Below are 23,352 nucleotides of genomic sequence, written 5' to 3'. Positions count from 1 at the left end.
AAAGAGGACTGAAACCTCAAAAATGAGAGTGGTGTGGAATAATGGAAACTCAACAAAAGGCCTTATTTATTATCTTTGGTGGAACCGGAGATTTAGCAAAGCGAAAATTGTATCCATCTCTTTTCAAACTATTTGAAAAAGGATTTTTAGATGCCAACTTTGCTGTAATTGGGACTGCAAGACGTCCTTGGACAGATGATTTTTATCAAAACGTTGTTACTGAATCTTTAGTTAATGTTAGCGATGATGCTAATAAAATTGCTGATTTCGTATCACATTTTTATTATCAATCACATGATGTGACTGATGTTGCACATTATATAACTTTAAAAAAATTAGCAGATAAACTTGATGAAAAATACCAAATTGAAGGTAACCGTATGTTCTACTTAGCAATGTCACCTCAATTTTTTGGTACGATTGCGACTCATTTAGGGTCACAAAAGTTAGTAACTAAAAATGGATTCAACCGTTTAATTATTGAAAAACCTTTTGGACGCAATTTTGAAAGTGCTAAAAAGTTAAATGATGAAATTACAAATACTTTTGATGAAGATCAAATATTTAGAATTGATCATTACCTAGGTAAGGAAATGATTCAAAATATTCCAGCAATTCGTTTTGGTAATATTATTACGCAAACATTGTGGAATAATAAGTATATAGATAATATTCAATTAACGTTGAGTGAGTCATTAGGTGTTGAAGAACGTGGCGGGTACTATGAAACGAGTGGCGCTATGCGTGATATGTTCCAAAATCACATTATGCAAGTTGTTTCATTATTAACAATGGACATGCCAAAAGAATTTGTTGCATCAGAAATTCGTAAAGAAAAATTAAAGGCTTTAAAAGCAATCCGTATCTTAAAACCTGATGAAGTTAATAAAAACTTTGTTCGTGGACAATATGGTGCAAATGAGGCAGGAACCGAAAAGGCTTATCGTGAGGAAAAACAGATTTCACCTGATTCAATGATTGAAACATTTATTGCTGGTCGTTTAATGATTGACAATGATCGTTGGGCTGGTGTGCCAGTTTATGTTCGCAGTGGTAAACGTCTTGTCGAGAAAAATACTGAAATCAATATTGTTTTTAAAAATGTTGAAAAAAATATTTTTGGAACAAGTGCTGAACATGAACATTTAGGTAAAGATGTATTAACAATTACAGTTGAACCTGATGAACGATTTAGATTGACGATTAATACTAAAGAAATTGGGCAAGGCTTTAACACGAATAAAACGAATTTAGATTATGTTAATTCACCTGAAACAAAAGCTAAAACACCAGAAGCATACGAAAAGTTAATTTTGGATGCGTTAGATGGAAATGCAATTAATTTTGCTCATTGGAATGAAGTTGCTAAGGCATGGAATGTAGCCGATGTGATTTTAGAGACATGGCATAACGATAATGATGATAAAACGTTATTCCCTAACTATTTAAGTGGATCGATGGGTCCAACGGCTTCAGATAAATTATTAACGGATGATGGTAATTACTGGATATACGATCCTAAAAAGTAAAAAACGTTAATCCTTCGGTATTAATTGAAGTAACTCTTGCATGATAATTTTAATTATTTAGGGAAATATTATTTTAATAGACAAAATATCAGAAGTATTATAGTACGAAAGCGATTATAAAAGTATAAATTTATAAGGAGAGTAATGATGAATAAAATTATTATAGATGAAGATTTTTGGAACATCTTTCCAGATGCACAAATTAATATTATGCTTTTAAAAGATATAGATAATCATCCTAAAGAAAATCAAACCGATTTTTATGATAACATGCTTGAACAAGCTGGGGATAAAGCTCAAAAATATTTAACAAATGAATCATTCAAAGACAATTTAGTCGTGGCTAATTGGCGTGAAGCATACCAAAATTTTAAGAAGAAAAAAGGTGCTCGTTCATCAATTGAAGCTTTACTTAAACGAGTTGATCAGGGTAAAGGTGTGGGTTCAATAAATCCGCTTGTTGACCTGTACAATAGTATTTCATTAGAGTATGGTGTACCTGTTGGTGGTGAAGATACAGATGCTATCAAAGGAGATCTTCATTTAGGTGTTGCTAAAGGTGGAGAAGCTTTTTATCCTTTAGGTGATGATAAAAATGAACCAGCTCTGCTTGGTGAAGTTTTATATTATGATGATGATGGAGCAGTTTGCAGATGCTTAAATTGGCGAGATGGTAAAAGAACAATGTTAACAGATGATACAAAAAATGCTGTTATGGTAATGGAATCTGTCAATAAAGAACAGAATGAAATTATTGATGAGGCAATGTTACAATTACAAAAGTCTATTAAAGATAATCTTAATGTAGAAGGTAAAATTTTTAAATTAAATAAGGATAATTCTGTTATAGGTGAATAATATGAAGTACCTCATAATTGTTAAACATAAGTTTAACGATAATGAGGTATTTTTATATCTTAATGGACAATAAAGAGCAATTAATTTGAAAAGGAACGTGCGTTCGTGTAAAATTGCATGAAAAGGATGTGGGACTAATGGCTGAATTAAATGGTATTACAATAGACGATAATTTATTAAAAAGAAAAATTATCCATGTCGATATGGATGCTTTTTATGCGTCAATTGAAGAGCGTGAACATCCTGAATTTATTGGACAACCATTAGTTATTGCCCAGGATCCTAGAAAAAATGGTGGTCGTGGTGTTGTTGCTACAGCAAATTATGAGGCAAGAAAATTAGGTATCCATTCTGCTATGGCAGCCCAAGAAGCTTATGAAATTTGTCCTAAAGCTATTTTTAAATCGCCTGATTTCACACTATATAAAGAAGTTTCAAGACAGCTTCATGAAATATTTCATGAATATACAGAAATGATTGAGCCAATTGCATTTGATGAAGCCTATCTTGATATTACACAGAATAAAAAAGAAATTAAAAGTGCTATTCAAGCAGCGCACATGATTCAAAGAGAAATCTATCAAAAATTACATTTAACCTGTTCAACGGGTGTTTCTTATAATAAATTTTTAGCAAAACTAGCGTCCGATTACAATAAACCAGCTGGAATGACATTAATTCTGCCAGAAGATGTCATTCCTTTTTTATCTGAATTGCCAATTGGTAAATTTAGAGGCGTTGGAAAAAAAACAGAACCAAAAATGATTAATCAAGGTATCCTTACTGGAAAAGAATTATTAGAAAAATCTGAAGTTGAATTAATTCAACAATTTGGTAAATTAGGGTACTTCTTATATAAACGAGTACGAGGTGTTGATGATCGTCCAGTCGAGTGGCAAAGAGAGAGAAAATCGATTGGTAGCGAGCGAACATACGGGAAGTTATTGATGACAACGGATGAAGTTGAAACACAACTTAGGTATATTGCACATTTAGTTTCAGAAACGTTGAGTAAACAACAAAAACATGGGAAAACGTTAGTCATTAAAGTTCGCTATCAGGATTTTACGACGCTAACAAAAAGATTAACATTGGAAGAATTTATTCGTAATGATGCAGCAACTATTTATTTTTATGGACGACAGATTTTTGACGATATATTGGGTGCAGAAAAGGGAATTAGGTTACTTGGATTAACGATGACAAATTTAGCACCAATTGGTTTTGAAAATATGAAACTACCATTATTTGGGAAAAAAGACACAAAACAGCCTTTGTAATTGGCCTCAATAACCGTTATACTTAAGAGCAACTTTGGAAACGAAAGAAGACTAAACATGAAAATTACATGGCTTGGACAATCTAGTATTCAAATTGTTACTGACGATAAGTTGACGATCTTAATTGATCCATTCATTAAAGATAATCCGTTAGTTAAAACGACTATTGACGAATTAAATCCAGATTATATTTTAGTGACGCATGCACACTACGATCATGTGGGTGATACAATTGAGTTAGCAAAAAAATCAGGGGCTAAAGTCGTTACAATCAATGAACTAGCTAATTATTTTGAAGATGAGGGTTTAATTGTTGAGCCTTTAAATTTTGGTGGTCAGCTTAAATTACCTTTCGGTTCAGTAAAACTTATTCCCGCGTGGCATACTGCTGCCTTGGTAATTGATGGTACAGCGAGAACATTAGGTGTAGCTGCAGGGTTTGAATTGCATATTGATGGGAAAGTCTTGTATCATGCAGGAGATACGGCTTTATTTTCAGATATGAAGTTAGTTAATCATATGGAACCTGTTGATTTAGCATTTTTACCGATTGGTGATACTTATACAATGGGTTTAGAAGATGCTGCAATTGCAGCTGAATTTGTACAGGCAAAAAAGGTTGTTCCAATTCATTACAATACGTTTACCAAAATTGAACAAAATCCAGTTGAATTTGTTCAATTATTGAATGATGGTGTGGGGATTATTCCCGAGATTGATATTCCATTTGAGTTCTAAGAAGGAGTCATTTAAGTGAAAATTGAGTTAGAAATTTTAAAAAAAATTAAACAATTTGATACGATTATTATTCATCGTCATCAAAGTCCAGACCCTGATGCAATTGGATCTCAATCGGGGTTAGCAGCAATTATTCGTGCTAGTTTTCCTGACAAAAAGGTTTATCAAGTTGGTGCGCCCTCAGCTGGATTAGTATGGATTAGTGACCAAGATGAAATTTCTGATGAGACGTATAATAATGCACTCGTCATCGTGATTGATACGGCTAATCGTCCAAGAGTTGAAGATGATCGATATACAAGTGGTGCCTACCTAATTAAATTGGATCATCATCCCAATGAAGACGTTTATGGTGATTTAGTTTGGGTGAAAACAAATGCATCAAGTAGTTCTGAATTAGTTATGGATTTAGTTGATGGCGTTGGTGGAGAACTTGTAGTTACTGATGATGCGGCTAGGATGTTATACGCCGGAATTGTTGGCGATACAGGTCGATTCATGTATTCAGCAACAACTGCACATACGATGCAAGTGGTTGCTGAATTAATGACTTATCATTTTTCAACTACTAAAATAAACCAAAAAATGGACAATATTACCGCAGGTGTCGCTAAGTTATCAGGATATGTATATGATAATTTAGTTATTACAGAACATAAAGCAGCATATGTCATATTGACACATGACTATCTAGATTCAATAGAGTTGGGCGATGCTGGTTCATCTCAAATTGTACCTTTACCAGGTAAAATTATTGAAGTTCAATGTTGGGCAATTTTTGTGCAGCAAAAGGATGGTAGCTATCGCGTTCGATTACGATCAAAAGGTCCTGTAATCAATCAGTTAGCAAAAGAGCATGATGGTGGTGGACATCCCATGGCCAGTGGTGCAAGAGCTAAAGACCAAGCAGAGTACGAAGAAATAGTTAAATCACTTGATGATTTAGCTAAGACATATACGGGAGAATAAAATGCCAGAAAATTTTAAAAATTTTGGATTGAAATCGTATCTTTTAAAAGCGATTGAAGCAATTCATTTTAATGTACCAACAGAAGTTCAACAACGCTTAATACCAGTTGTTTTAAAGGGTAAAAGCGTTGTAGGTCAATCACAAACGGGTAGTGGTAAAACACATACTTTCCTATTACCAATCTTTAATCAACTTGATCCTTCAAATAATACGGTTCAAGCAGTTATTACGACACCAAGTCGTGAACTTGCTTACCAAATTTATGAAGCTGCTAAGCAATTGGCAGAATTTAGTCCCGAACCTATTCATATTCAAAATTATGTTGGTGGGACAGATAAACAGCGTCAAATCGATAAATTAAGTAGAAGACAACCACAAATTGTCATTGGGACACCTGGACGTATTGCTGATTTAATGAGCAGTAACGCTTTAGATATTCATAATGCATCAACTTTAGTTGTAGATGAAGCAGATATGACACTTGATTTAGGGTTTTTGAAAGAAACTGATCAAATTGCATCTGCATTACCTTCTGATCTTCAAATGATGGTGTTTTCAGCAACTATTCCACAAAAATTACAACCATTTTTAAAGAAATACATGAAGAACCCAGTAGTTGAAGAAATTGCAGCTAAATCAGTTATTAGTGATACGATTGAAAACTGGATTATTCCAACGAAGGGTCATGATCGTAATGAAGTTATTTATCAATTAATTACGATGGGACAACCATATATCGCACTTATTTTTGCAAATACAAAAACACGTGTTGATGAAATTGTTGAGTATTTACGTGGTAAGAATTTAAAAGTTGCTAAAATTCATGGTGATGTGCCAGCTCGTGAACGAAAACGTGTCATGAAAGAAGTTCAAAATTTAGATTTTCAATATGTTGTCGCAACTGATTTGGCAGCGCGTGGAATTGATATTGAGGGTGTTTCACATGTCATCAATGATGATATTCCAAATGATTTAGAATTCTTCATTCATCGTGTTGGACGTACTGGTCGTAACGGTTTGAGTGGTATTGCGATGACGTTATATGAACCAAATGAAGAAAATAAAATTGCTGAGTTAGAAGCAATGGGGATTAAATTTGCACCTAAAGATATTAAAAAAGGTGAAATCGTTGATTCTTATGATCGTAATCGCCGTGAAAATCGTAAACAAACCAAAGATCCTTTAGCTCCAGTAATCAAAGGAATGGTTAAAAAAGAGAAGAAAAAACGTAAACCTGGATATAAGAAAAAGATTCAAAAAGCAATTAAACGTAAAGATCAAATGGATCGTCGCGTTAACAGAAAACAAAATCGTAAAGAGTCGTAAGCTTAATTTGACAATTTGAGTCGATTTCAATATAATTTTTATTAGAAACAGGGATAAATTTAAATAGCCTAACAGAAACATTTCATTTGCTGAGAGAAATGATTATTTAAAAAAGCTGCCTTGTGTTAAGTATTAATAGAATGACGTCCACTCAACGTTATCGAGTTTAAGAGGTAAACGACTAAAACATCGTTGCAAGTAAGGTGGTACCGCGCTATAAGCGTCCTTACTCGCAGCGGTGTTTTTTGCTTAAAAATAGAAGGGAAGTCACACTTATGAAAAAAATGACAAGTACTGAAATACGCCAAATGTATTTAGATTTCTTTAAAGAAAAAGGCCATACAATTGAACCTAGTGCCTCATTACTACCTGTGGATGATCCCACATTACTGTGGATTAATTCCGGTGTTGCAACTTTAAAAAAATATTTTGATGGATCAGTTGTACCAGAAAATCCTAGAATTACGAATGCCCAAAAAAGTATTCGTACGAATGATATCGAGAATGTTGGTAAGACAGCACGTCATCATACGTTATTCGAAATGTTGGGTAATTTCTCAATTGGGGATTATTTTAAACCAGAAGCAATTAATTGGGCTTGGGAATTATTAACAAGTGAAAAATGGTTCGCATTTGATGCTGAAAAACTATACGTTACTGTTTACCCAAAAGATTTGGAAGCAAAACGTATCTGGTTAGAAGAAGTTAAGTTACCAAAGGATCATCTAGTAGAAGTAGAAGATAACTTTTGGGATATTGGACAAGGACCTAGTGGACCTGATACAGAAATTTTTTATGATCGTGGACAAAGTTTTAATAACTTAGCTGAGGATGATGACGAAAATTATCCTGGTGGCGAAAATGAACGTTATCTAGAAGTTTGGAATATCGTGTTCTCTGAATTTAATCACACACCTGAAAATAACTATGAACCACTACCTCATCAAAATATTGATACGGGGATGGGTTTAGAACGTGTTGTTTCGATTTTCCAAAATGCAAAAACTAATTTTGAAACAGATTTATTCTTACCCTTAATTGATGCAACTGAAAAAATGAGTAATAATAAAAAATATGATGATAATGCCCAAGATGATATTTCATTTAAGGTTATTGCAGATCATGCGCGTGCAATTTCATTTGCCATTGGTGATGGCGCTTTACCTTCTAATGAAGGACGTGGCTATGTTATTCGTCGATTAATTCGTCGTGCAGTGATGCATGGACAAAAATTAGGGATAGAAGGATCATTTTTAACGCAACTTGTACCTGTTGTTGGTAATATTATGAAGGATTATTATCCGGAAGTTTTAGAACAATCAGAGTATATTTCTAAAATTGTTCGTTCTGAAGAAGAACGATTTAATGAAACATTAAAAGATGGATTACAGTTATTAAATAATCTTATTTTAACGACTAAAAAAGAAAATAAAGTAGAGCTAACTGGTGCTGGTGTCTTTAAATTGTACGATACTTATGGTTTTCCATTTGAATTAACGAAAGAATATGCCGAAGATGAAGGATTATCTGTAGATCAAGTAGGGTTTAACGCTGAAATGCAACAGCAGAAGGATCGTGCTCGTGCTGCACGTAGTAATGCTAAATCAATGGGTGTTCAAAATGGGATGTTAACAGATATTAAAACAATTAGTGAATATGTTGGTTATACACAAGCTAATGTGGATGACGCCAAAGTGGTTGATTTAATTGTGGATAACGAGTTAGTAGATAACATAAAACCAGGTGATAACGCTCAAGTTATTTTTTCAAAAACACCATTTTACGCTGAAATGGGTGGACAAGTTGCTGATAAAGGAACTATCAAAGATACAGAAGGCAATGTTATTGCTGAAGTTGAAGAAGTTCAACATGCACCTAATGGACAAAATTTACACGCCATTAAAGTTCTTGCAGCAATGAAAAAAGACCAATTAGTGACACTAGAAATTAATCAAGATTTCCATAAAAAAGTTGAAAAAAATCATACGGCGACACATTTACTTGATCAAGCATTGCGAGATGTTCTGGGCGAACATACACATCAAGCTGGGTCATTAGTCGAACCCACTTATCTACGGTTTGATTTTACAAATATTGGTTCCGTTTCAGAGAAACAGTTAAAACAAGTTGAAAAGATTGTTAACGATAAGATTTGGGCTGAGTTAGCTGTTGAAACTGTTGAAACAGATATTGATTCTGCTAAAAATATGGGTGCCATTGCTTTATTCTCAGAAAAATATGGAAAAATTGTGCGGGTTGTGAAAATTGGCGATTATTCAATTGAATTCTGTGGTGGTACGCACGTTTCAAATACGAGTGAAATCGGCTTATTTAAAATTATTTCTGAATCAGGTGTTGGTGCCGGCGTTCGTCGTATTGAAGCAGTAACTTCTAAAGAAGCTTTTGATTTCTTAAACGGACGTAACGAACTCTTAGAAACAGTAGCACAACAAGTAAAAGTAAATAAAGTCGTAGAAGTTTCAAATAAAATTGAACAATTACAAAGTGCATTAAAAGTAAGTGAACAACAAATTCAAGCATTTGAAGATAAAATTGCTAGCCAACAAGCTGGGGATGTTTTCAAAAATAAACAAGAAATTAATGGTAAAACGTTAATTGCAGCAAAAGTTTCAGTTTCAGGGATGTCTCAATTACGTCAATTGGCTGACCAATGGAAAACCCAAGAATTATCAGATGTTTTGGCTATTGGAACAACAAGTGATGACGGTAAAGTTAATTTAATTACGGCAGTTAGTGCTGATGGCATTAAATCAGGATTAAAAGCGGGCGATTTAATTAAGACGATTGCGCCACTTGTTGGCGGTGGTGGCGGTGGCCGACCAGACTTAGCTCAAGCAGGTGGTAAAAATCCAGCAGGTTTAGCTGATGCAATCAAAGAAGCAGCAAATTGGTTAAATAATCAAACCAAATAATAATTAAAGGAGTATTTATCTAATAATAAATAGATAAATACTCTTTATTATATTACGGCTTGATTACATCAGCTTGTTTTGATTGTCGAATGGTCCTTTTTTTAGTAGAATAGAGCTAGGTTAATAAATTGATGGGGGTGCCACGTTATGAGTTCATTAGATAAAACAATGTTCTTTAATTTTGACGAAAATAATAAAAAAGATGTCCACGATACATTGGTAACTGTTTACCAATCATTAGAAGAAAAAGGGTACAACCCTATTAACCAGATTGTTGGCTATTTGTTATCGGGCGATCCTGCTTATATTCCTAGATTTAATGACGCACGTAATTTAATTAGAAAATATGAACGCGATGAAATTGTTGAAGAGTTAGTTAAAAATTACTTAAATACAGAAGAAAAGTAGGAAATTAAATGAGATTAATGGGCTTGGATATTGGTTCAAGAACGGTCGGCGTTTCAATGAGCGATTTATTAGGATGGACTGCCCAAGGCGTTGAAATTATTCGTATTAATGAAGACAGAAGTGACTTTGGTATTGAACGTGTCAAAGAATTGGTTACAGAGTATGAAGTAACTGGCTTTGTACTCGGCTTACCCAAAAATATGAACAACTCATTAGGCCCTCGTGCTGAAGCTGCGCAAAAGTACGGCGAGTTATTAGTTGAAACTTTTGGCTTGCCAATTGATTTTCAAGATGAACGGTTGACAACTGTTGAGGCAGAACGTATGCTTGTTGAACAGGCCGATACATCAAGAAAAAAAAGAAAAAAAGTTATTGATAAACTTGCTGCAAGCCTAATTTTACAGAATTATTTAGATGGTAAAGGCAAATTAACTAAAGAATAAAGTGAGGTCACAATATGAATAATGAAGAAGAAAACCAACAGATTACATTAGTAGATGATAACGGTAATGAAACACTTTTTGAAGTTCTGTTTACCTTTGAATCTGATGATTACAATAAATCATATATTATGCTTTATCCACTTGGCTCAGAAGCTGATGAAGAGGTTGAAATTCAAGCTTACTCATTTAGTCCTAATGAGAATGGTGAAGCAACTGAAAGTGATTTAGAACCAATCGAAGACGATGATGAATGGGATATGGTAGAAGAAGTATTGAATACCTTCCTTTCAGATGAAAGTATGCAATAGAAGATTATTTAAAAAGTTGAGCCAAATTGGTTTAACTTTTTTATTTTGTTTTAAATTATATATTATGGACTATGATACACATATCTCTTTTGATCAATTCGTGGTAAAATTATTTTTAAATGATTAAATGTAAGGAGGGTGTTCATTGGAAAATCAAAAGAATAGATATAAGACTAAAATCGGTAAAAAAGTGTATACAATTATTGGATCAGAATCAGACACACACATGGACGCCGTAGCAACATTGGTGAAAAATGAATTTCAATCAGTGAAGGACATGCTACCTGAAATAGATGATGAACAAGTAGCGATATTAGTAGCTATCAACGCAGTTTCAGATCAAATTAAATTACAAGAAAAATTAAATGAAATTAATGGTGAAACACAAGTAAAGGAGTAATATTATGACAGTTTCTTTAATTGTTATCTTTTTATTAATTGTGTCATTTTTTAACGGTTATAGAAAAGGATTAGTATTAACGCTTTTGAGAATTGTAGGATTTATCGCTATCTATTTATTTGCTAAAGTTTTAACAAATCCTGTTACTATTTGGTTGGGAGAACGTTTCCCTAAAATTATGGAAACTGATAAGACATCTATTACGAACCATCTTCAGACTAACTTTTATTCGATGATTGTATTTGCGGCTTTATTTGTGGTTGGCGGTATACTCATTAGAGGTATTATTAGAGTAATAAATTCTGTTACAAAATTACCAGTTATTCATCAGGTGAATTCACTAATTGGTGGGGTTCTATCGGTTATACTGATGTTTGTTTTTATTTTTATTGGGTTAATTATTTTGTCGGCTTGGCCTAATCAAAAAGTTAATGAAGCTGTTTTAGAATCGACGGTTGCTCAAAAAATACTAACAGATACGCCAACAATAGCTAAAAAGATGTTCATTACAAATACATCATCTACAGATTAAATGTTAGGAGAATTAAAGTATGAACGAAAAAGGATTAAAGACATTAGAATATCAAAAAGTTAAACAACAAATTCAAACATTTATATCTACTGAATCTGGACAAGAAGAAGTTAAGGCATTAGAGCCGATGACTAATCTCGAAAAAATCCAAAAGGATTTAGACGAAACACAAGATGCTGTGAAGATATTGCGACTCCGCGGTGGCATTCCTTTACCACAATTAGTCAACGTTAAGCCACATATGAAACGGTTAGATATGGGAGCTTCTTTGAATGGTAAAGAGCTATCTGCTGTTGGTCGTGTACTACGAACGACTAATGAGGTTAAATTATTTTTTAAAGATTTAGCAGATTCTGAAATTGAATTAACGAGATTATTTGAATGGATAGAAAAGCTTGAAAATCTACCTGAAATTAATCGTAGGTTGAATCAGTCAATTGAAAATGATGGTCACATTACTGATGAGGCTTCACCAGTATTGCATAATATTCGACAAAATATTTTACGCTCGGAAAGTGCCATTAGAGCTAAACTACAAGAATTTACGCGTGGTAAAAGTGCTAAATATTTAAGTGAAACATTAATTACAATTAGAAATGAACGTTACGTTATCCCTGTTAAGGCAGAATATCGTGGTCAATTTGGTGGCGCTGTTCATGACCAAAGTGCAACAGGACAGACCTTATTTATTGAACCGCAAGCAATTGTCGAGATGAATAATCATTTACGCGAACAGCAACTTGCTCAAGCAGATGAAGAACGTCGTATTTTGGCAGAGTTATCTGAATTAGTTGCACCTTTTACAGCAGAAATTTTAGAAAATGCTTATATTTTAGGACATTTCGATTTTGTTAATGCAAAGGCACAATATGCAAGCTCAATTAAAGCAACTGAACCAGCAATTAGTGTTGAAAATGACATTTTTTTAAGACAAGCACGTCATCCTTTATTGGATAGTAAAAAAGTAGTTGCTAACGATATTATGTTAGGAAAAGATTATCAAGCAATTGTTGTTACGGGACCTAATACCGGTGGTAAAACAATTACGTTAAAAACATTAGGCTTAATTCAGATGATGGGACAATCAGGTTTAAATATTCCAACAAATGAAGGTAGTCGTATTGGTATTTTTGAAGATATCTTTGCAGATATTGGGGATGAACAATCGATTGAACAGAGCTTAAGTACATTTTCTGCTCATATGACTAATATCGTTTCTATTTTAGCTAATATTAACGAACATTCATTAGTTTTATTTGATGAATTAGGAGCTGGAACGGATCCACAAGAAGGTGCAGCTTTGGCGATTGCAATTCTTGATGCTGTTGGAGAAAAAGGTAGTTATACAGTTGCTACAACACATTATCCCGAATTAAAAGCGTATGGGTTTAATCGTGCTGGAACAATTAATGCTAGTATGGAATTTGATAGTGAAACGTTACAACCAACTTATCGATTATTAATTGGAATACCTGGTCGTAGTAATGCGTTTGATATTTCTCGTAAAATTGGGTTAGCGTCAAATGTTGTTGATCAAGCGCAAAACTTGACCAATCAAGATAGCCAAGATTTGAATGAAATGATTTCTGACTTAATGAGTAAGCGAAAAAAGGCAGAAGATGAGACACTGGCATTAAAAGCACAACTAGAAGATTCAACGAAATTACATGATGACCTAGCTAAACAGTATGCCGAGTTTGTTGCGCAAAGAGAGTCAATGACGGATAAGGCTAAGGGAAAAGCTAATGAAATCGTGGCAGAAGCAGAAATAAATGCAGATAAAATAATAAAAGAAATTCGCCAAATGCAGATGCTTCAAGGACAAGCTGTTAAAGAACATGAATTAATTGATGCAAAATCACAATTATCACAAATGCATCAACCAACAAATGCTTTGAAGAAAAATAAGGTCCTACAACGAGCTAAAAATAAACAAGAATTCCATGTGAACGACGATGTCTTAGTTAAAACTTATGGTCAACAAGGTGTTTTAGTTAAAAAAATGAGTAAGACAGAGTGGGAAGTTCAACTTGGTATTCTAAAAATGAAAATTAATGAAAACGACCTTCAAAAAGTTCATATCGAGAATGATAAAAAGGATAGAACCATTTTTAAAAATGCGGCTTCAACAAGCGTTTCAACATCGCTTGATCTTCGTGGACAGCGCTATGATGATGCAATGAGCCAAGTTGATCAGTATATTGATTCTGTTTTACTTGCTGGATATGCTTCTGTTACTATTGTTCATGGTAAAGGGACTGGAGCCTTAAGAACTGGAATAACAGATTATTTGAAATCAAATCGTCATGTTAAGTCATTTGAATTTGCAGCACCCAATGCTGGTGGAAATGGCGCAACTATCGTAGAATTCAAGTAACGTTTACTTTTTGTAAGCAAAAATGTGGCGTGGTATTATTTTCTTTGATATGATGGTCACATAAATAATAAAAGGGGGAATTCAAATGGTACAAGCAATTACAGATAAAGAATTTGAAAAAGTAACAGATTCAGGTGTAACATTGACAGATTTTTGGGCAACATGGTGTGGTCCTTGTCGTATGCAATCGCCAGCTATTGAAGATTTAGAACAAGAAATGGGCGATAAAGTAAAATTTTCTAAAATGGATATTGATCAAAATCCAGCAACAGCACAATCTTTTGGTATCATGAGTATTCCAACTTTAATGATTAAAAAAGATGGCGAAGTTGTTGATACAATCGTCGGTTATCATTCAAAAGATCAGGTTAAAGAAGTTTTAGCACAATATATTTAGTAATTAAAAAGAGCTGACTTTTAAAGTCAGCTCTTTTTAATTATCTATTCGATAATTATTCAGTTTCAGTTGGTACTTTGAAGTGAAATTGGTCAGTTGGTTCTGTCATATTAGGATCTTTTAAATCAGTTTGAACAATAATTGAAACACCGGATTTATTATTTTGATTTTCAATTATTGTTTCTGATGTGAAACCACTTTGAATTTGGATAGTTTCAGCAATAAACCCAGCTTCTAGGTTAAAATCAGCAGACTTAATCTGATTCTGTCTGAAGGTAACAATATTACCAGATAGTAACCAAGTTTGCTTGTCTTTTTTTTCTTTAACCACTTCAAGAGTACCCCAATTTGCCTTTTCAAAAAAGGTAATAAGGTCTGCAATATTAGCGAGGTTAGCATTACGGGCCATTTTTTTACCAACCCAGTATAAAATTGTTGTATCCGTACCAATTACTTCTGGTATTAAACTATCGCGAATAAGTTCATATGCGAATGTATCATTGTTGTCAGCTGATAATAAATTTTCAATCAAATTTGGTTTCATATGGATCTCCCTCTGGATATATAATATACAAGTATTATACCGTTATTTAAGATTAGATGATATTGATTTTTCATAAATTAATGTTAAATGACTAGACTTGAATTTTGAGTAAAGACAAGTCATAATTAAGATTGATAAGTAATCGAAAAAGAGGTTAGAAAATGAATAATCAAGCAATTGGATTTATTGATTCAGGTGTTGGTGGATTAACAGTTGTAAAAGAAGCACTTAAACAATTACCAAACGAAAAAATATACTATTTAGGTGATACAGCTAGAATGCCATATGGACCTCGGCCCTCAGAACAAGTTTTAGAATTCACTTGGGATATGACATCTTTTTTGTTAAGTAAAGGGATAAAAATGTTAGTGATTGCTTGTAATACAGCAACGGCTGCTGCCTTGGATGATTTACGAGAAAAATTAGCAATCCCAGTGATTGGTGTTATAAAACCAGGAAGTAGAGCGGCAATTAAGTCATCTAAAAACCAAAGAGTAGGCGTTATTGGGACGGAAGGTACGATTAAAAGTAGCGCATATAGTAATACGTTACATGAAAAAAATCCTAATTTATTTGTGACGAGCTTACCTTGTCCAAAGTTCGTCCCAATTGTCGAGAGTGATCAATACGAATCAGAAATCGCTGAACGAGTTGTTAATGAAACGTTAGCTTTTTTTGATGATAAAAACATTGATACACTAGTCATGGGCTGTACTCACTATCCATTACTCAGACCTTTTATTCAAAATGCGGTTGGTGATAAAGTAACGTTGATTGATTCAGGAGCTGAAACAGTTAACGATGTTTCAACTATCTTAGATTATTTTAATATTGCGGCTAAAAGTGAAGCAAAAATTGAACATGAATTTTTTACGACGGGTGATGCGAATGATTTTAACGAAATTGCATCAGGTTGGTTAGGATTAGAAAATATAAATTCTAAAACAATTCATTTAGGACAGGGAGACTAACATGCGTAAAAATGAGAATCGAGATAATTTAGAAGTTAGACCAGTCTCAATTACAAAATTAAGTCTTAAGGAAGTCGATAGTGCGATTGAATACCAGTTGGGCTTGACTAAGGTAACAATTTTAGTTAACGAAACAGATAACATTGGTGAATTGAAAGTAGACGTTAATCAGTGGTTGAGTGCTCAAAGCAATGTCAAAATTGAATTGATTTTATCATCGCTTAAGACGGCCTTGGCAGAAACATTAAAAGATACTGGATTTAATTTACAAGTACAAATCATGCAAGCTGATGGGGATATTATTGCAACAGTTATTAATGCGAGTTATGTAGCAATTCAAAATTTATTGTTAAAGAGTAACGGTCAAAAATTAAAACCATTTTCAGCGATTAATGTTGGTTTCATTCATGATGAGTTATTTGCTGATTTAACAAGTGAAGAAGAGGAAACAGCCGATAGTCATTTATTAATTGTTCAAAATGAATCAGGGGCTTTTTTACAATTGAATTTTGAAAAATCTAATGCTGATTTACTTGGTGACAAATTAACGCAACTTTTAGGTGGAGCAATGTCAGGATTATCAGAATTAATGGGTAATTCGCAGAAGAAAACCATTTTAATTCAAAATGAACATATTGAGAATCAAAAAGATGTGATTTTAATTGCAACTAAAAATGAAGGAAAAGCGACTGAATTTAAACGTTTTTTTAATCCACTAGGATTTAAAGTTACTACGTTGTTGGACTATCCTGAATTACCAGATGTTGAAGAAACTGGGAAAACATTTGAAGAGAATGCAAGATTAAAGGCAGAAACAATTTCACAATTAACACAATTACCTGTTTTAGCAGATGATTCTGGTTTAATGGTGGACGCCTTAGATGGTCGACCAGGTATATTTTCTGCTCGTTTTGCTGAGGACCATAATGACGCTGCGAATAATGCGAAATTATTACATGAAATGACTGACGTGCCGAAAGACAAAAGGACTGCAAATTTCCATACAACGTTAGTTTTTGCAAAACCTGGTAACGAGTCACTAGTTGTAGACGGTGAAGTGGCTGGAGAAATTTTGGGTATACCACGTGGAGATAACGGATTTGGTTATGACTCACTTTTTTATGTACCTGAATTATATAAGTCTATGGCTGAACTGACTGAAGTAGAAAAAAATAAAATTAGTCATCGCGGTCGTGCAACCGTCAAGTTAATGTCAAATTTTAATGATTGGTGGGAAAAATAAGATGAAGTGCTTAGTTGTGAGTGATAGTCATGGAGATCGTGATATATTAGAATCTATTTTAGTACATAATAAAAATCAAGTTGATGTATTTTTTCATTGTGGCGATTCAGAATTAGAAGCAAATGATCCGCTTTTTAATAAATTTGATGGTGTCCTAGGAAACATGGATTTTGATATGAATTTTCCAGAAGAATTAGTTGAAATTGTGAGCGGGGAAACTATCTATCTCTCTCACGGGCATCTGACTAACGTTAAAACAGGACTGTTCACACTTGAATTAAAAGCTAAGGCTAATCATGCTAAATTCGTATTTTTTGGACATACTCATGAATTAGGATGTGAGATGACTGACGATGGCGTATTAATTTTAAATCCTGGGAGCATTAGTCTTCCTAGAGGGATGTATCAAGGGATTGGTGGAACATATGCGATAGTAGAAGCAAACGAAAAAAATGTTCACGTCTCATATTTCACTAGACAGCATAAATTAATACCAGAATTAACTTGCGAGTTTAAACGTAAATAGCGAAAAAAAACCTCTAAACGAATTTTATCGTTTAGAGGTTTTTAAAATTTAAGCTAGCATAAAAAGTGATTTGTATAGGAAAACGGCACAAATGCCGGCTGCAATTGGTGCAACGACTGGGACCCAACTATAATCCCATTGTGAGTTACCTTTATTTTTAAGAGGTAATAGTTGATGTAGTAAACGTGGAGCAAGATCACGAGCTGGGTTTAGGGCTGGGCCAGTTGCGCCACCCAATGATGCAACTAATACAAGGACTAAGAAACCTAATCCGAGATGAGCTGTTCCGAGGTTATCGGAGAAAAATGGTGCTTTTGTAATACCAATGGCGCCAAATATCAAAATGAAAGTACCAACAAATTCATTAATAAAACCATTTAATTTACTTTGAGCGGCATCAATAGTTGAGAAAGTACCTAAAATACGTTCAGGATCAGTTGTTTGATCATAGTAAGGTTTGTAGGCTGCAACAACAATAGCTTGTCCAACGAATGCACCTAAAAATTGTACTGTCATGTAGGGAAGTACTTCACCCCATGGGAACAAACCAGAAAAAGCTAATCCTAAAGTGAAAGCTGGATTAATATGATTTGCTGAAATACTACCAAAGATTAAGGCGGGAATCATAACACCGAATCCATAACCGAAGGCGATTAAAGCCCAATCACTACCATGTCCTTTTGTATGCCCAAGTTCGACATTGGCCACCGAACCATTACCTAAAATAACCATAATTGCTGTACCAATAAATTCTGCAGCTAATCTTGTTGTTAATGTATAATCCATTGTATCCTCCTATTTTTGTTCGCAATATTTATTATGTTACCAATATTGCGAACAAATGTAAATATTTATTAATAATTGGCTCGATTTTTAAAAAAAATTAGTGTCTGCGTTCAATTTATTATAAAATAGGAGTTGTTCTAAAAGTTTGGAAGGAGGACCTATTGAATGATAGCTAAGTCTATTGAAAAAATGTTATCCGAAAACCAGGAACACTTTTTAATTCCAGCTGAAATTGTTGCTAATGTACAAGAAAATAACTTCCTGGATCACGCACTATTGGTTTTAACAAAAGTTCATTATGCTAAAATTCCCGTTTTAGATAATGATTATAAGTTTAAAGGATTGTTATCCTTGTCTATGATTACTGAGACAATGTTAGGATTAGATGAATTGGATGTCAGCCGATTACACGAAGTTCGTGTTAAAGATGTTATGGAAACTGATATTCCCACTATTCAAGATCCTTACGATATTGAGAATGTTTTGCACTTACTTGTGGACCATCCCTTTTTATCAGTTGTTTCTTCTGAGGGCAGTTTTACAGGTATCGTGACACGTCGTGAGCTTATGAAAAGTATGAATCATATTGCTCATGAATTTGAAAAAGAGTATATAGTTCAAGATATTGAAACTAAAGAAAGAAAATAAATAATATGAAATATTAGGAGAATGATGATGGCAAATTTAGATGCACACGAAATTATTAATTTTATTAGCACTTCAAAAAAGAAAACACCCGTTAAGGTATATATTAAAGGGGATTTAGTTGAAATCGATGTACCAGATACGATAGAAGACTACTTAAATGATAAAGCTGGCGTTTTATTTGGTGATTGGGCAGATATTGAACCTTTCCTAAATGAAAATTCAAAAATTGTAAGTTCTCATATTGAAAATGAAACTCGTAATTCAGCTGTTCCGTTATTAGATTTAAAAAAGATTAATGCACGTATTGAACCAGGTGCAGTTATTCGCGATCAAGTTTTAATTGGCGATAACGCTGTTATCATGATGGGCGCTATCATTAATATTGGTGCTGAAATTGGTAAGGGAACAATGATTGATATGGGTGCTGTTTTAGGTGGTCGTGCAATTGTTGGAGATAATTGTCATATTGGTGCTGGAACAGTACTTGCTGGGGTTGTCGAACCACCTTCAGCAACACCTGTTATTATTGAAGATGACGTTTTAATTGGTGGAAATGTTGTCGTGCTTGAAGGCGTTCGTGTTGGTAAAGGTGCCGTTGTTGGTGCTGGAGCTGTTGTTACTAAAGATGTTGCACCTTATACGGTAGTCGTAGGGATGCCCGCAAAAAAAGTTAAAGATATCGATGATAAAACAAAAGATAAAACAGAAATTTTAGCAGAGTTACGTAATATCTAGAAATAAATTGAAACGAGGGAACAGATAGAAATGAGTTTAACAACTGAAGAACTAATTAAAATCAGACGGGACTTACACCAAATTCCGGAAATTGGATTAGAAGAATTTGAAACTCAAGCCTATCTACTGAACTTAATTTCAAAATTTAATCAAAGTTTTATAGTAATTAAAACAGTTGAAACTGGTATTTTAGTTCGAGTAGTTGGTTCTATTGGCGGGTATACAATTGGATATCGGACTGATATTGACGGACTACCTGTTACTGAAAAGACAGGACTGCCATTTTCATCACGGAATGAAGGTAGAATGCATGCTTGTGGGCATGATATTCATATGACGGTTGCGCTCGGAATTCTAAATTACTTTTCTGAAAATCAACCAACAGTAAATATGACTTTTATCTTTCAACCAGCAGAAGAAAATGCCAGTGGTGGTAAGCGACTCTATGAGAGTGGATTATTAGATGAGTGGATGCCTGATGAAATTTATGCATTCCATGATAATCCACAATTACCTGCTGGAACAATTGGAACTCGATTAGGCACTTTGTTCGCAGGTACGTGTGAAATTCATGCACACCTAGCCGGAAAAAGTGGACATGCTGCATACCCACATCAGGCTAATGACATGGTAGTTGCTGGTGCACAGTTGGTCACGCAATTACAAACGATTATCAGTCGAAATGTCGATCCAATACAATCTGGAGTTGTTACGTTGGGTCAATTTACTGCTGGAACGACTGGTAATGTTATTGCTGGTGAAGCACAGATTAATGGAACAATTCGTGCGTTAACACAAGAAATGAATTTATTGATTCAAAAACGTGTTAAAACAATTTGTGAGGGTATCGCATTAATGTACGATTGCGAAGTAGAATTAAACCTCATTCAAGGTGGTTATCTACCTGTTGAAAATGATGATAGCAGGACTGAAAACTTTATTCGATTTATGAAAAACGATCCAGAAGTTTCATTTGTTGAAACACAACCTGCAATGACGGGAGAAGATTTTGGATTTTTATTGTCTAAAATACCTGGAACAATGTTTTGGTTGGGTGTAGATAGTCCTTACTCGCTACATTCTGAATTTTTGGCGCCTAAAGAAGCTGCAATTGATGCAGGTGTTCTTGCAATGGTCCATTTTTTGACAGATAGAGATCAACAAATAAGAAACTAAAAAATGACTCAATTATGATTTCATAATTGAGTCATTTTTTAGTTAAGTGAGATAGGTGAGTTTAAGACATGTATTTGAGCATCATTTAAAGCCGTTAGATAACCGGCAAGAAATGTCCGTTGAGTAGATGCCTGTTCACCATTTAAAGTGAACACAACGACTCTAAAGACCAAATTTCCTTTGCCAAGATCAACTAGACCTAAAATATTTGGTCCATCTTTAATTTCGGGATGAAGTGGGACTAACTTTTCATTAACGTTCTGTACAATATGGGTGATTTTATCCACATCGTCAGTGACATCAATTCGGATATCGATAACTGCTCGCATATTATTGCGAGATAAATTACTGACAATTGTGATATTTCTATTTGGGACAAAATGCAAAATACCATCATAGTCTTCAATTTGAGTCGTACGTAGGCCGACAGCCACGATAGGACCCTCAATTGAATCAATTCTAACGATATCTCCAACATCGAATTGTTGTTCTAAAAGAATAAAGAATCCAGTGACGACATCAGTTACGAATCCTTGTGCGCCAAGACCTAAAGCAACACTTAAGATTCCGGCACCTGCAATTAAGGTACCAACGGGAACACCGAGCACCGACAGAATAGCGTAAAGATAAAAAAATAACATAATATAGTGAAAAATATTTGATGTTAGTGAATTGATTGTTTCAACTCTATTTGTTGAATATCTATCGGATCCTCGATATTGATTAAATGTCCGACGAATGATTTTTTTTCCAATCCAATTTATAAGGATAAATAGAAAAGAAAAGAAAACAAGAGAAAAAACTAGTTCAACTAGGTTACTAATAATGGCATCCCAATCGATATGAGCTATGTAACGTGAAAGGAAAGTACTTTGTTTTGTAACGGTTTTTAGTAATGTCCCTAAAAGTAAATTGTCCTTTGTGAAATGCTCTAAAAAAAGATTGTTTAAAATGGCGATCACCCCTAAATTAATTTATTGATATCATCATAGCAAACATGTGGGCTAATGTGTAATTTAAATACAAAACTGTCGTATGTTATCAATTGCAGTTTTTAGGTTCGAATGCTATCCTATAAGTAGATTTTGAATTAATGTACGTAAGTAAATAGGAGGAATTATTATGACAGGTGGACAAATTGCAGGATTAATTGCCGCTGTTGCTTTCGCGGTCTTAGTCCTATTCATTATTTTCGTTCTTATGAGAATGATGAGAACACTCGGAGAAGTGAATAAAAGTATTTCATCTATTACCAGCGATGTTGATGGCTTATCAAATGAAGTTGAGAATATACTCGTAAAATCAAATATTTTATTAGACGATGTAAATGGTAAAGTAGCAACAATTGATCCTTTATTTCAGGCTGTTGCTGATTTGAGTGAAAGTGTGTCTGATTTGAATGATGCAAGTCGAGGATTAATGACACACGTTTCAGCGACGTCAAAGAGGGCTAAAGATTCTTCAGCTTTCATTAATGTTGGTAAAAAGGCATTTAGTTTTTATAAAAATAGAAAAGTTTAAAACAAGGAGGGGTTTGTTATGTCAAAAAAATTTTTATTAGGATTGGTAGTTACAGGTGGGGTTGCCGCGTATACAGCTTCTAAATTAATTTCTGAAAAAACGAAACAAGATATTAAAGAACATTTGGAAGAAAAAGCTTTAGATGTACGTGATCGCGTGTTAGAGTATAAGGCTTACGCTGAAGACGCTAGTATTGATTTAAAAGATAAAATGGTTGATTTTGATGAAATGAAAAATAATCTAAGTGATAAATTTTCTGAAAAAAGTGAATTATTAATGAGCCAGGATGCGTATGTTAATGCTAAAGATGCATTAATTAATGCAAAGAACGATTTGAAAAACAAATTAGCTATGGAATCAGACGATATATTTGAACAAATGACTGATTTAACAGATGAGTTTTCAGACTTAGCTGAAGAAGACATCTATGTTGATAGCAAGAGTGCTTTTGGCGAAGCTAAAGATGCTGATGCTGCAGAAGGCAAAGCTGAAACAATTTATCCAGATGGATGGACAGGCGAAAAATAAAAGTAAAATGAGTACCACAATTTTTAATGCGAACTATTTGAATTAATTAACTTTAAAATAATAGGTAACCACATGTTGTTCGAAAAGGAGTAGCATATGGTTACCTATTATTTTAGTTAAGACTCGTAGTTTATGGAATATTTAAAAATAAAAACCCCTAAAGTTTTCTAACTTT

25 protein-coding genes are annotated in these 23,352 nt (G+C 33.9%); 22 read left to right on the top strand and 3 right to left on the bottom strand.

Annotated elements, in window-relative coordinates; translation table 11 throughout:
* The first annotated feature begins 41 nt into the window (after nucleotides 1–41).
* The 14 genes from zwf to trxA all read left to right on the top strand — a co-directional run bounded on the left by zwf (nucleotide 42) and on the right by trxA (nucleotide 14,499).
* Nucleotides 42–1,529: a glucose-6-phosphate dehydrogenase gene (gene zwf / locus AC1RPT_RS07210; RefSeq protein WP_481761841.1), complete on the top strand. Its 1,488-nt coding sequence runs from the start codon at nucleotides 42–44 to the stop codon at nucleotides 1,527–1,529.
* A 147-nt stretch (nucleotides 1,530–1,676) separates the two neighbouring features.
* On the top strand, nucleotides 1,677–2,387 hold the full coding sequence (locus AC1RPT_RS07205; RefSeq protein WP_481761840.1) for a B3/B4 domain-containing protein: 711 nt from the start codon (nucleotides 1,677–1,679) through the stop codon (nucleotides 2,385–2,387).
* Between the two features lie 137 nt (nucleotides 2,388–2,524).
* The gene (gene dinB / locus AC1RPT_RS07200) at nucleotides 2,525–3,667 is read left to right on the top strand and encodes a DNA polymerase IV (protein ID WP_481761839.1); all 1,143 of its coding nucleotides are present in this window, start codon (nucleotides 2,525–2,527) and stop codon (nucleotides 3,665–3,667) included.
* Nucleotides 3,668–3,724: 57 nt separating this feature from the next.
* Nucleotides 3,725–4,405: a metal-dependent hydrolase gene (locus AC1RPT_RS07195; RefSeq protein WP_481761838.1), complete on the top strand. Its 681-nt coding sequence runs from the start codon at nucleotides 3,725–3,727 to the stop codon at nucleotides 4,403–4,405.
* A gap of 15 nt (nucleotides 4,406–4,420) precedes the next feature.
* Entirely contained in the window at nucleotides 4,421–5,374 is a 954-nt protein-coding gene (locus AC1RPT_RS07190; RefSeq protein WP_481761837.1) for a DHH family phosphoesterase, read from the top strand.
* A gap of 1 nt (nucleotide 5,375) precedes the next feature.
* A complete protein-coding gene (locus tag AC1RPT_RS07185; RefSeq protein WP_409021433.1) occupies nucleotides 5,376–6,701 on the top strand; it encodes a DEAD/DEAH box helicase in 1,326 nt (441 codons plus the stop codon).
* Between the two features lie 275 nt (nucleotides 6,702–6,976).
* Nucleotides 6,977–9,634, top strand: coding sequence for an alanine--tRNA ligase (gene alaS, locus AC1RPT_RS07180; RefSeq protein WP_481761836.1), 2,658 nt, complete (start codon nucleotides 6,977–6,979; stop codon nucleotides 9,632–9,634).
* Between the two features lie 147 nt (nucleotides 9,635–9,781).
* Nucleotides 9,782–10,042 (top strand): IreB family regulatory phosphoprotein, encoded by a 261-nt coding sequence (locus tag AC1RPT_RS07175; RefSeq protein ID WP_481761835.1) that lies wholly within the window; start codon nucleotides 9,782–9,784, stop codon nucleotides 10,040–10,042.
* Between the two features lie 8 nt (nucleotides 10,043–10,050).
* Nucleotides 10,051–10,485 (top strand): Holliday junction resolvase RuvX, encoded by a 435-nt coding sequence (gene ruvX, locus AC1RPT_RS07170; protein ID WP_409021430.1) that lies wholly within the window; start codon nucleotides 10,051–10,053, stop codon nucleotides 10,483–10,485.
* A 14-nt stretch (nucleotides 10,486–10,499) separates the two neighbouring features.
* Nucleotides 10,500–10,793, top strand: coding sequence for a DUF1292 domain-containing protein (locus tag AC1RPT_RS07165; RefSeq protein ID WP_409022780.1), 294 nt, complete (start codon nucleotides 10,500–10,502; stop codon nucleotides 10,791–10,793).
* A gap of 145 nt (nucleotides 10,794–10,938) precedes the next feature.
* The gene (gene zapA / locus AC1RPT_RS07160) at nucleotides 10,939–11,193 is read left to right on the top strand and encodes a cell division protein ZapA (RefSeq protein WP_481761834.1); all 255 of its coding nucleotides are present in this window, start codon (nucleotides 10,939–10,941) and stop codon (nucleotides 11,191–11,193) included.
* 4 nt (nucleotides 11,194–11,197) lie between these two features.
* Nucleotides 11,198–11,725, top strand: a complete 528-nt coding sequence (locus tag AC1RPT_RS07155; protein ID WP_481761833.1) for a CvpA family protein — start codon at nucleotides 11,198–11,200, stop codon at nucleotides 11,723–11,725.
* A gap of 19 nt (nucleotides 11,726–11,744) precedes the next feature.
* The gene (locus tag AC1RPT_RS07150; protein WP_481761832.1) at nucleotides 11,745–14,102 is read left to right on the top strand and encodes an endonuclease MutS2; all 2,358 of its coding nucleotides are present in this window, start codon (nucleotides 11,745–11,747) and stop codon (nucleotides 14,100–14,102) included.
* A gap of 85 nt (nucleotides 14,103–14,187) precedes the next feature.
* Nucleotides 14,188–14,499 carry a thioredoxin gene (gene trxA / locus AC1RPT_RS07145; protein WP_409022776.1) on the top strand — a complete coding sequence of 104 codons (312 nt, stop codon included), beginning with the start codon at nucleotides 14,188–14,190 and terminating at the stop codon, nucleotides 14,497–14,499.
* A 55-nt stretch (nucleotides 14,500–14,554) separates the two neighbouring features.
* On the opposite strand, the gene AC1RPT_RS07140 is transcribed toward trxA, so the two are convergent.
* Nucleotides 14,555–15,043 carry a YslB family protein gene (locus AC1RPT_RS07140; RefSeq protein ID WP_481761831.1) on the bottom strand — a complete coding sequence of 163 codons (489 nt, stop codon included), beginning with the start codon at nucleotides 15,041–15,043 and terminating at the stop codon, nucleotides 14,555–14,557.
* Between the two features lie 161 nt (nucleotides 15,044–15,204).
* Here AC1RPT_RS07140 and racE point away from each other — a divergent pair, with 161 nt between their 5' ends.
* Genes racE through AC1RPT_RS07125 form a run of 3 tightly spaced genes read left to right on the top strand, consistent with a single transcriptional unit; the run spans nucleotide 15,205 to nucleotide 17,783 of the window.
* Complete coding sequence (gene racE, locus AC1RPT_RS07135) at nucleotides 15,205–16,014, top strand: glutamate racemase (protein ID WP_481761830.1); 810 nt, start codon at nucleotides 15,205–15,207, stop codon at nucleotides 16,012–16,014.
* Between the two features lies 1 nt (nucleotide 16,015).
* Complete coding sequence (locus AC1RPT_RS07130) at nucleotides 16,016–17,257, top strand: XTP/dITP diphosphatase (protein WP_481761829.1); 1,242 nt, start codon at nucleotides 16,016–16,018, stop codon at nucleotides 17,255–17,257.
* Between the two features lies 1 nt (nucleotide 17,258).
* Entirely contained in the window at nucleotides 17,259–17,783 is a 525-nt protein-coding gene (locus tag AC1RPT_RS07125) for a YfcE family phosphodiesterase (protein WP_481762414.1), read from the top strand.
* Nucleotides 17,784–17,831: 48 nt separating this feature from the next.
* Here AC1RPT_RS07125 and AC1RPT_RS07120 read toward each other — a convergent pair whose 3' ends face one another.
* The gene (locus tag AC1RPT_RS07120; RefSeq protein ID WP_409022771.1) at nucleotides 17,832–18,569 is read right to left on the bottom strand and encodes an MIP/aquaporin family protein; all 738 of its coding nucleotides are present in this window, start codon (nucleotides 18,567–18,569) and stop codon (nucleotides 17,832–17,834) included.
* A 165-nt stretch (nucleotides 18,570–18,734) separates the two neighbouring features.
* Here AC1RPT_RS07120 and cbpB point away from each other — a divergent pair, with 165 nt between their 5' ends.
* From cbpB to AC1RPT_RS07105, 3 genes are read left to right on the top strand one after another with little or no spacing between them, the layout of a single operon-like run.
* Nucleotides 18,735–19,217, top strand: coding sequence for a cyclic-di-AMP-binding protein CbpB (gene cbpB / locus AC1RPT_RS07115; protein ID WP_481761827.1), 483 nt, complete (start codon nucleotides 18,735–18,737; stop codon nucleotides 19,215–19,217).
* Nucleotides 19,218–19,244: 27 nt separating this feature from the next.
* A complete protein-coding gene (gene dapD / locus AC1RPT_RS07110) occupies nucleotides 19,245–19,952 on the top strand; it encodes a 2,3,4,5-tetrahydropyridine-2,6-dicarboxylate N-acetyltransferase (RefSeq protein ID WP_481761826.1) in 708 nt (235 codons plus the stop codon).
* Nucleotides 19,953–19,982: 30 nt separating this feature from the next.
* Entirely contained in the window at nucleotides 19,983–21,128 is a 1,146-nt protein-coding gene (locus tag AC1RPT_RS07105) for an N-acetyldiaminopimelate deacetylase (protein WP_481761825.1), read from the top strand.
* Between the two features lie 38 nt (nucleotides 21,129–21,166).
* Here the strand turns inward: AC1RPT_RS07105 and AC1RPT_RS07100 are convergent, their stop codons facing one another.
* A complete protein-coding gene (locus tag AC1RPT_RS07100) occupies nucleotides 21,167–22,087 on the bottom strand; it encodes a mechanosensitive ion channel family protein (protein WP_481761862.1) in 921 nt (306 codons plus the stop codon).
* Nucleotides 22,088–22,250: 163 nt separating this feature from the next.
* Here AC1RPT_RS07100 and AC1RPT_RS07095 point away from each other — a divergent pair, with 163 nt between their 5' ends.
* Both AC1RPT_RS07095 and AC1RPT_RS07090 read left to right on the top strand, forming a co-directional pair.
* Nucleotides 22,251–22,649 (top strand): DUF948 domain-containing protein, encoded by a 399-nt coding sequence (locus AC1RPT_RS07095; RefSeq protein WP_481761824.1) that lies wholly within the window; start codon nucleotides 22,251–22,253, stop codon nucleotides 22,647–22,649.
* Between the two features lie 18 nt (nucleotides 22,650–22,667).
* Complete coding sequence (locus AC1RPT_RS07090; protein ID WP_409022765.1) at nucleotides 22,668–23,177, top strand: hypothetical protein; 510 nt, start codon at nucleotides 22,668–22,670, stop codon at nucleotides 23,175–23,177.
* Nucleotides 23,178–23,352: the final 175 nt, after the last annotated feature.

The organism is Dellaglioa sp. CoH-56-MRSF-11, from assembly GCF_056782135.1.
The sequence above is the reverse complement of the archived record's forward strand: the minus strand, read 5'-3'. Positions and strand labels throughout refer to the sequence as shown.

What these genes read in the sequence shown, in the direction of transcription:
- zwf (WP_481761841.1), top strand. Translation starts at nt 42, where the DNA reads ATGGAAACTCAACAAAAGGCCTTATTTATTATCTTTGGTGGAACCGGA.
- AC1RPT_RS07205 (WP_481761840.1), top strand. Translation starts at nt 1,677, where the DNA reads ATGAATAAAATTATTATAGATGAAGATTTTTGGAACATCTTTCCAGAT.
- dinB (WP_481761839.1), top strand. Translation starts at nt 2,525, where the DNA reads ATGGCTGAATTAAATGGTATTACAATAGACGATAATTTATTAAAAAGA.
- AC1RPT_RS07195 (WP_481761838.1), top strand. Translation starts at nt 3,725, where the DNA reads ATGAAAATTACATGGCTTGGACAATCTAGTATTCAAATTGTTACTGAC.
- AC1RPT_RS07185 (WP_409021433.1), top strand. Translation starts at nt 5,376, where the DNA reads ATGCCAGAAAATTTTAAAAATTTTGGATTGAAATCGTATCTTTTAAAA.
- alaS (WP_481761836.1), top strand. Translation starts at nt 6,977, where the DNA reads ATGAAAAAAATGACAAGTACTGAAATACGCCAAATGTATTTAGATTTC.
- AC1RPT_RS07175 (WP_481761835.1), top strand. Translation starts at nt 9,782, where the DNA reads ATGAGTTCATTAGATAAAACAATGTTCTTTAATTTTGACGAAAATAAT.
- ruvX (WP_409021430.1), top strand. Translation starts at nt 10,051, where the DNA reads ATGAGATTAATGGGCTTGGATATTGGTTCAAGAACGGTCGGCGTTTCA.
- AC1RPT_RS07165 (WP_409022780.1), top strand. Translation starts at nt 10,500, where the DNA reads ATGAATAATGAAGAAGAAAACCAACAGATTACATTAGTAGATGATAAC.
- AC1RPT_RS07155 (WP_481761833.1), top strand. Translation starts at nt 11,198, where the DNA reads ATGACAGTTTCTTTAATTGTTATCTTTTTATTAATTGTGTCATTTTTT.
- AC1RPT_RS07150 (WP_481761832.1), top strand. Translation starts at nt 11,745, where the DNA reads ATGAACGAAAAAGGATTAAAGACATTAGAATATCAAAAAGTTAAACAA.
- trxA (WP_409022776.1), top strand. Translation starts at nt 14,188, where the DNA reads ATGGTACAAGCAATTACAGATAAAGAATTTGAAAAAGTAACAGATTCA.
- AC1RPT_RS07140 (WP_481761831.1), bottom strand. Translation starts at nt 15,043, where the DNA reads ATGAAACCAAATTTGATTGAAAATTTATTATCAGCTGACAACAATGAT.
- racE (WP_481761830.1), top strand. Translation starts at nt 15,205, where the DNA reads ATGAATAATCAAGCAATTGGATTTATTGATTCAGGTGTTGGTGGATTA.
- AC1RPT_RS07130 (WP_481761829.1), top strand. Translation starts at nt 16,016, where the DNA reads ATGCGTAAAAATGAGAATCGAGATAATTTAGAAGTTAGACCAGTCTCA.
- AC1RPT_RS07125 (WP_481762414.1), top strand. Translation starts at nt 17,259, where the DNA reads ATGAAGTGCTTAGTTGTGAGTGATAGTCATGGAGATCGTGATATATTA.
- AC1RPT_RS07120 (WP_409022771.1), bottom strand. Translation starts at nt 18,569, where the DNA reads ATGGATTATACATTAACAACAAGATTAGCTGCAGAATTTATTGGTACA.
- cbpB (WP_481761827.1), top strand. Translation starts at nt 18,735, where the DNA reads ATGATAGCTAAGTCTATTGAAAAAATGTTATCCGAAAACCAGGAACAC.
- dapD (WP_481761826.1), top strand. Translation starts at nt 19,245, where the DNA reads ATGGCAAATTTAGATGCACACGAAATTATTAATTTTATTAGCACTTCA.
- AC1RPT_RS07105 (WP_481761825.1), top strand. Translation starts at nt 19,983, where the DNA reads ATGAGTTTAACAACTGAAGAACTAATTAAAATCAGACGGGACTTACAC.
- AC1RPT_RS07095 (WP_481761824.1), top strand. Translation starts at nt 22,251, where the DNA reads ATGACAGGTGGACAAATTGCAGGATTAATTGCCGCTGTTGCTTTCGCG.
- AC1RPT_RS07090 (WP_409022765.1), top strand. Translation starts at nt 22,668, where the DNA reads ATGTCAAAAAAATTTTTATTAGGATTGGTAGTTACAGGTGGGGTTGCC.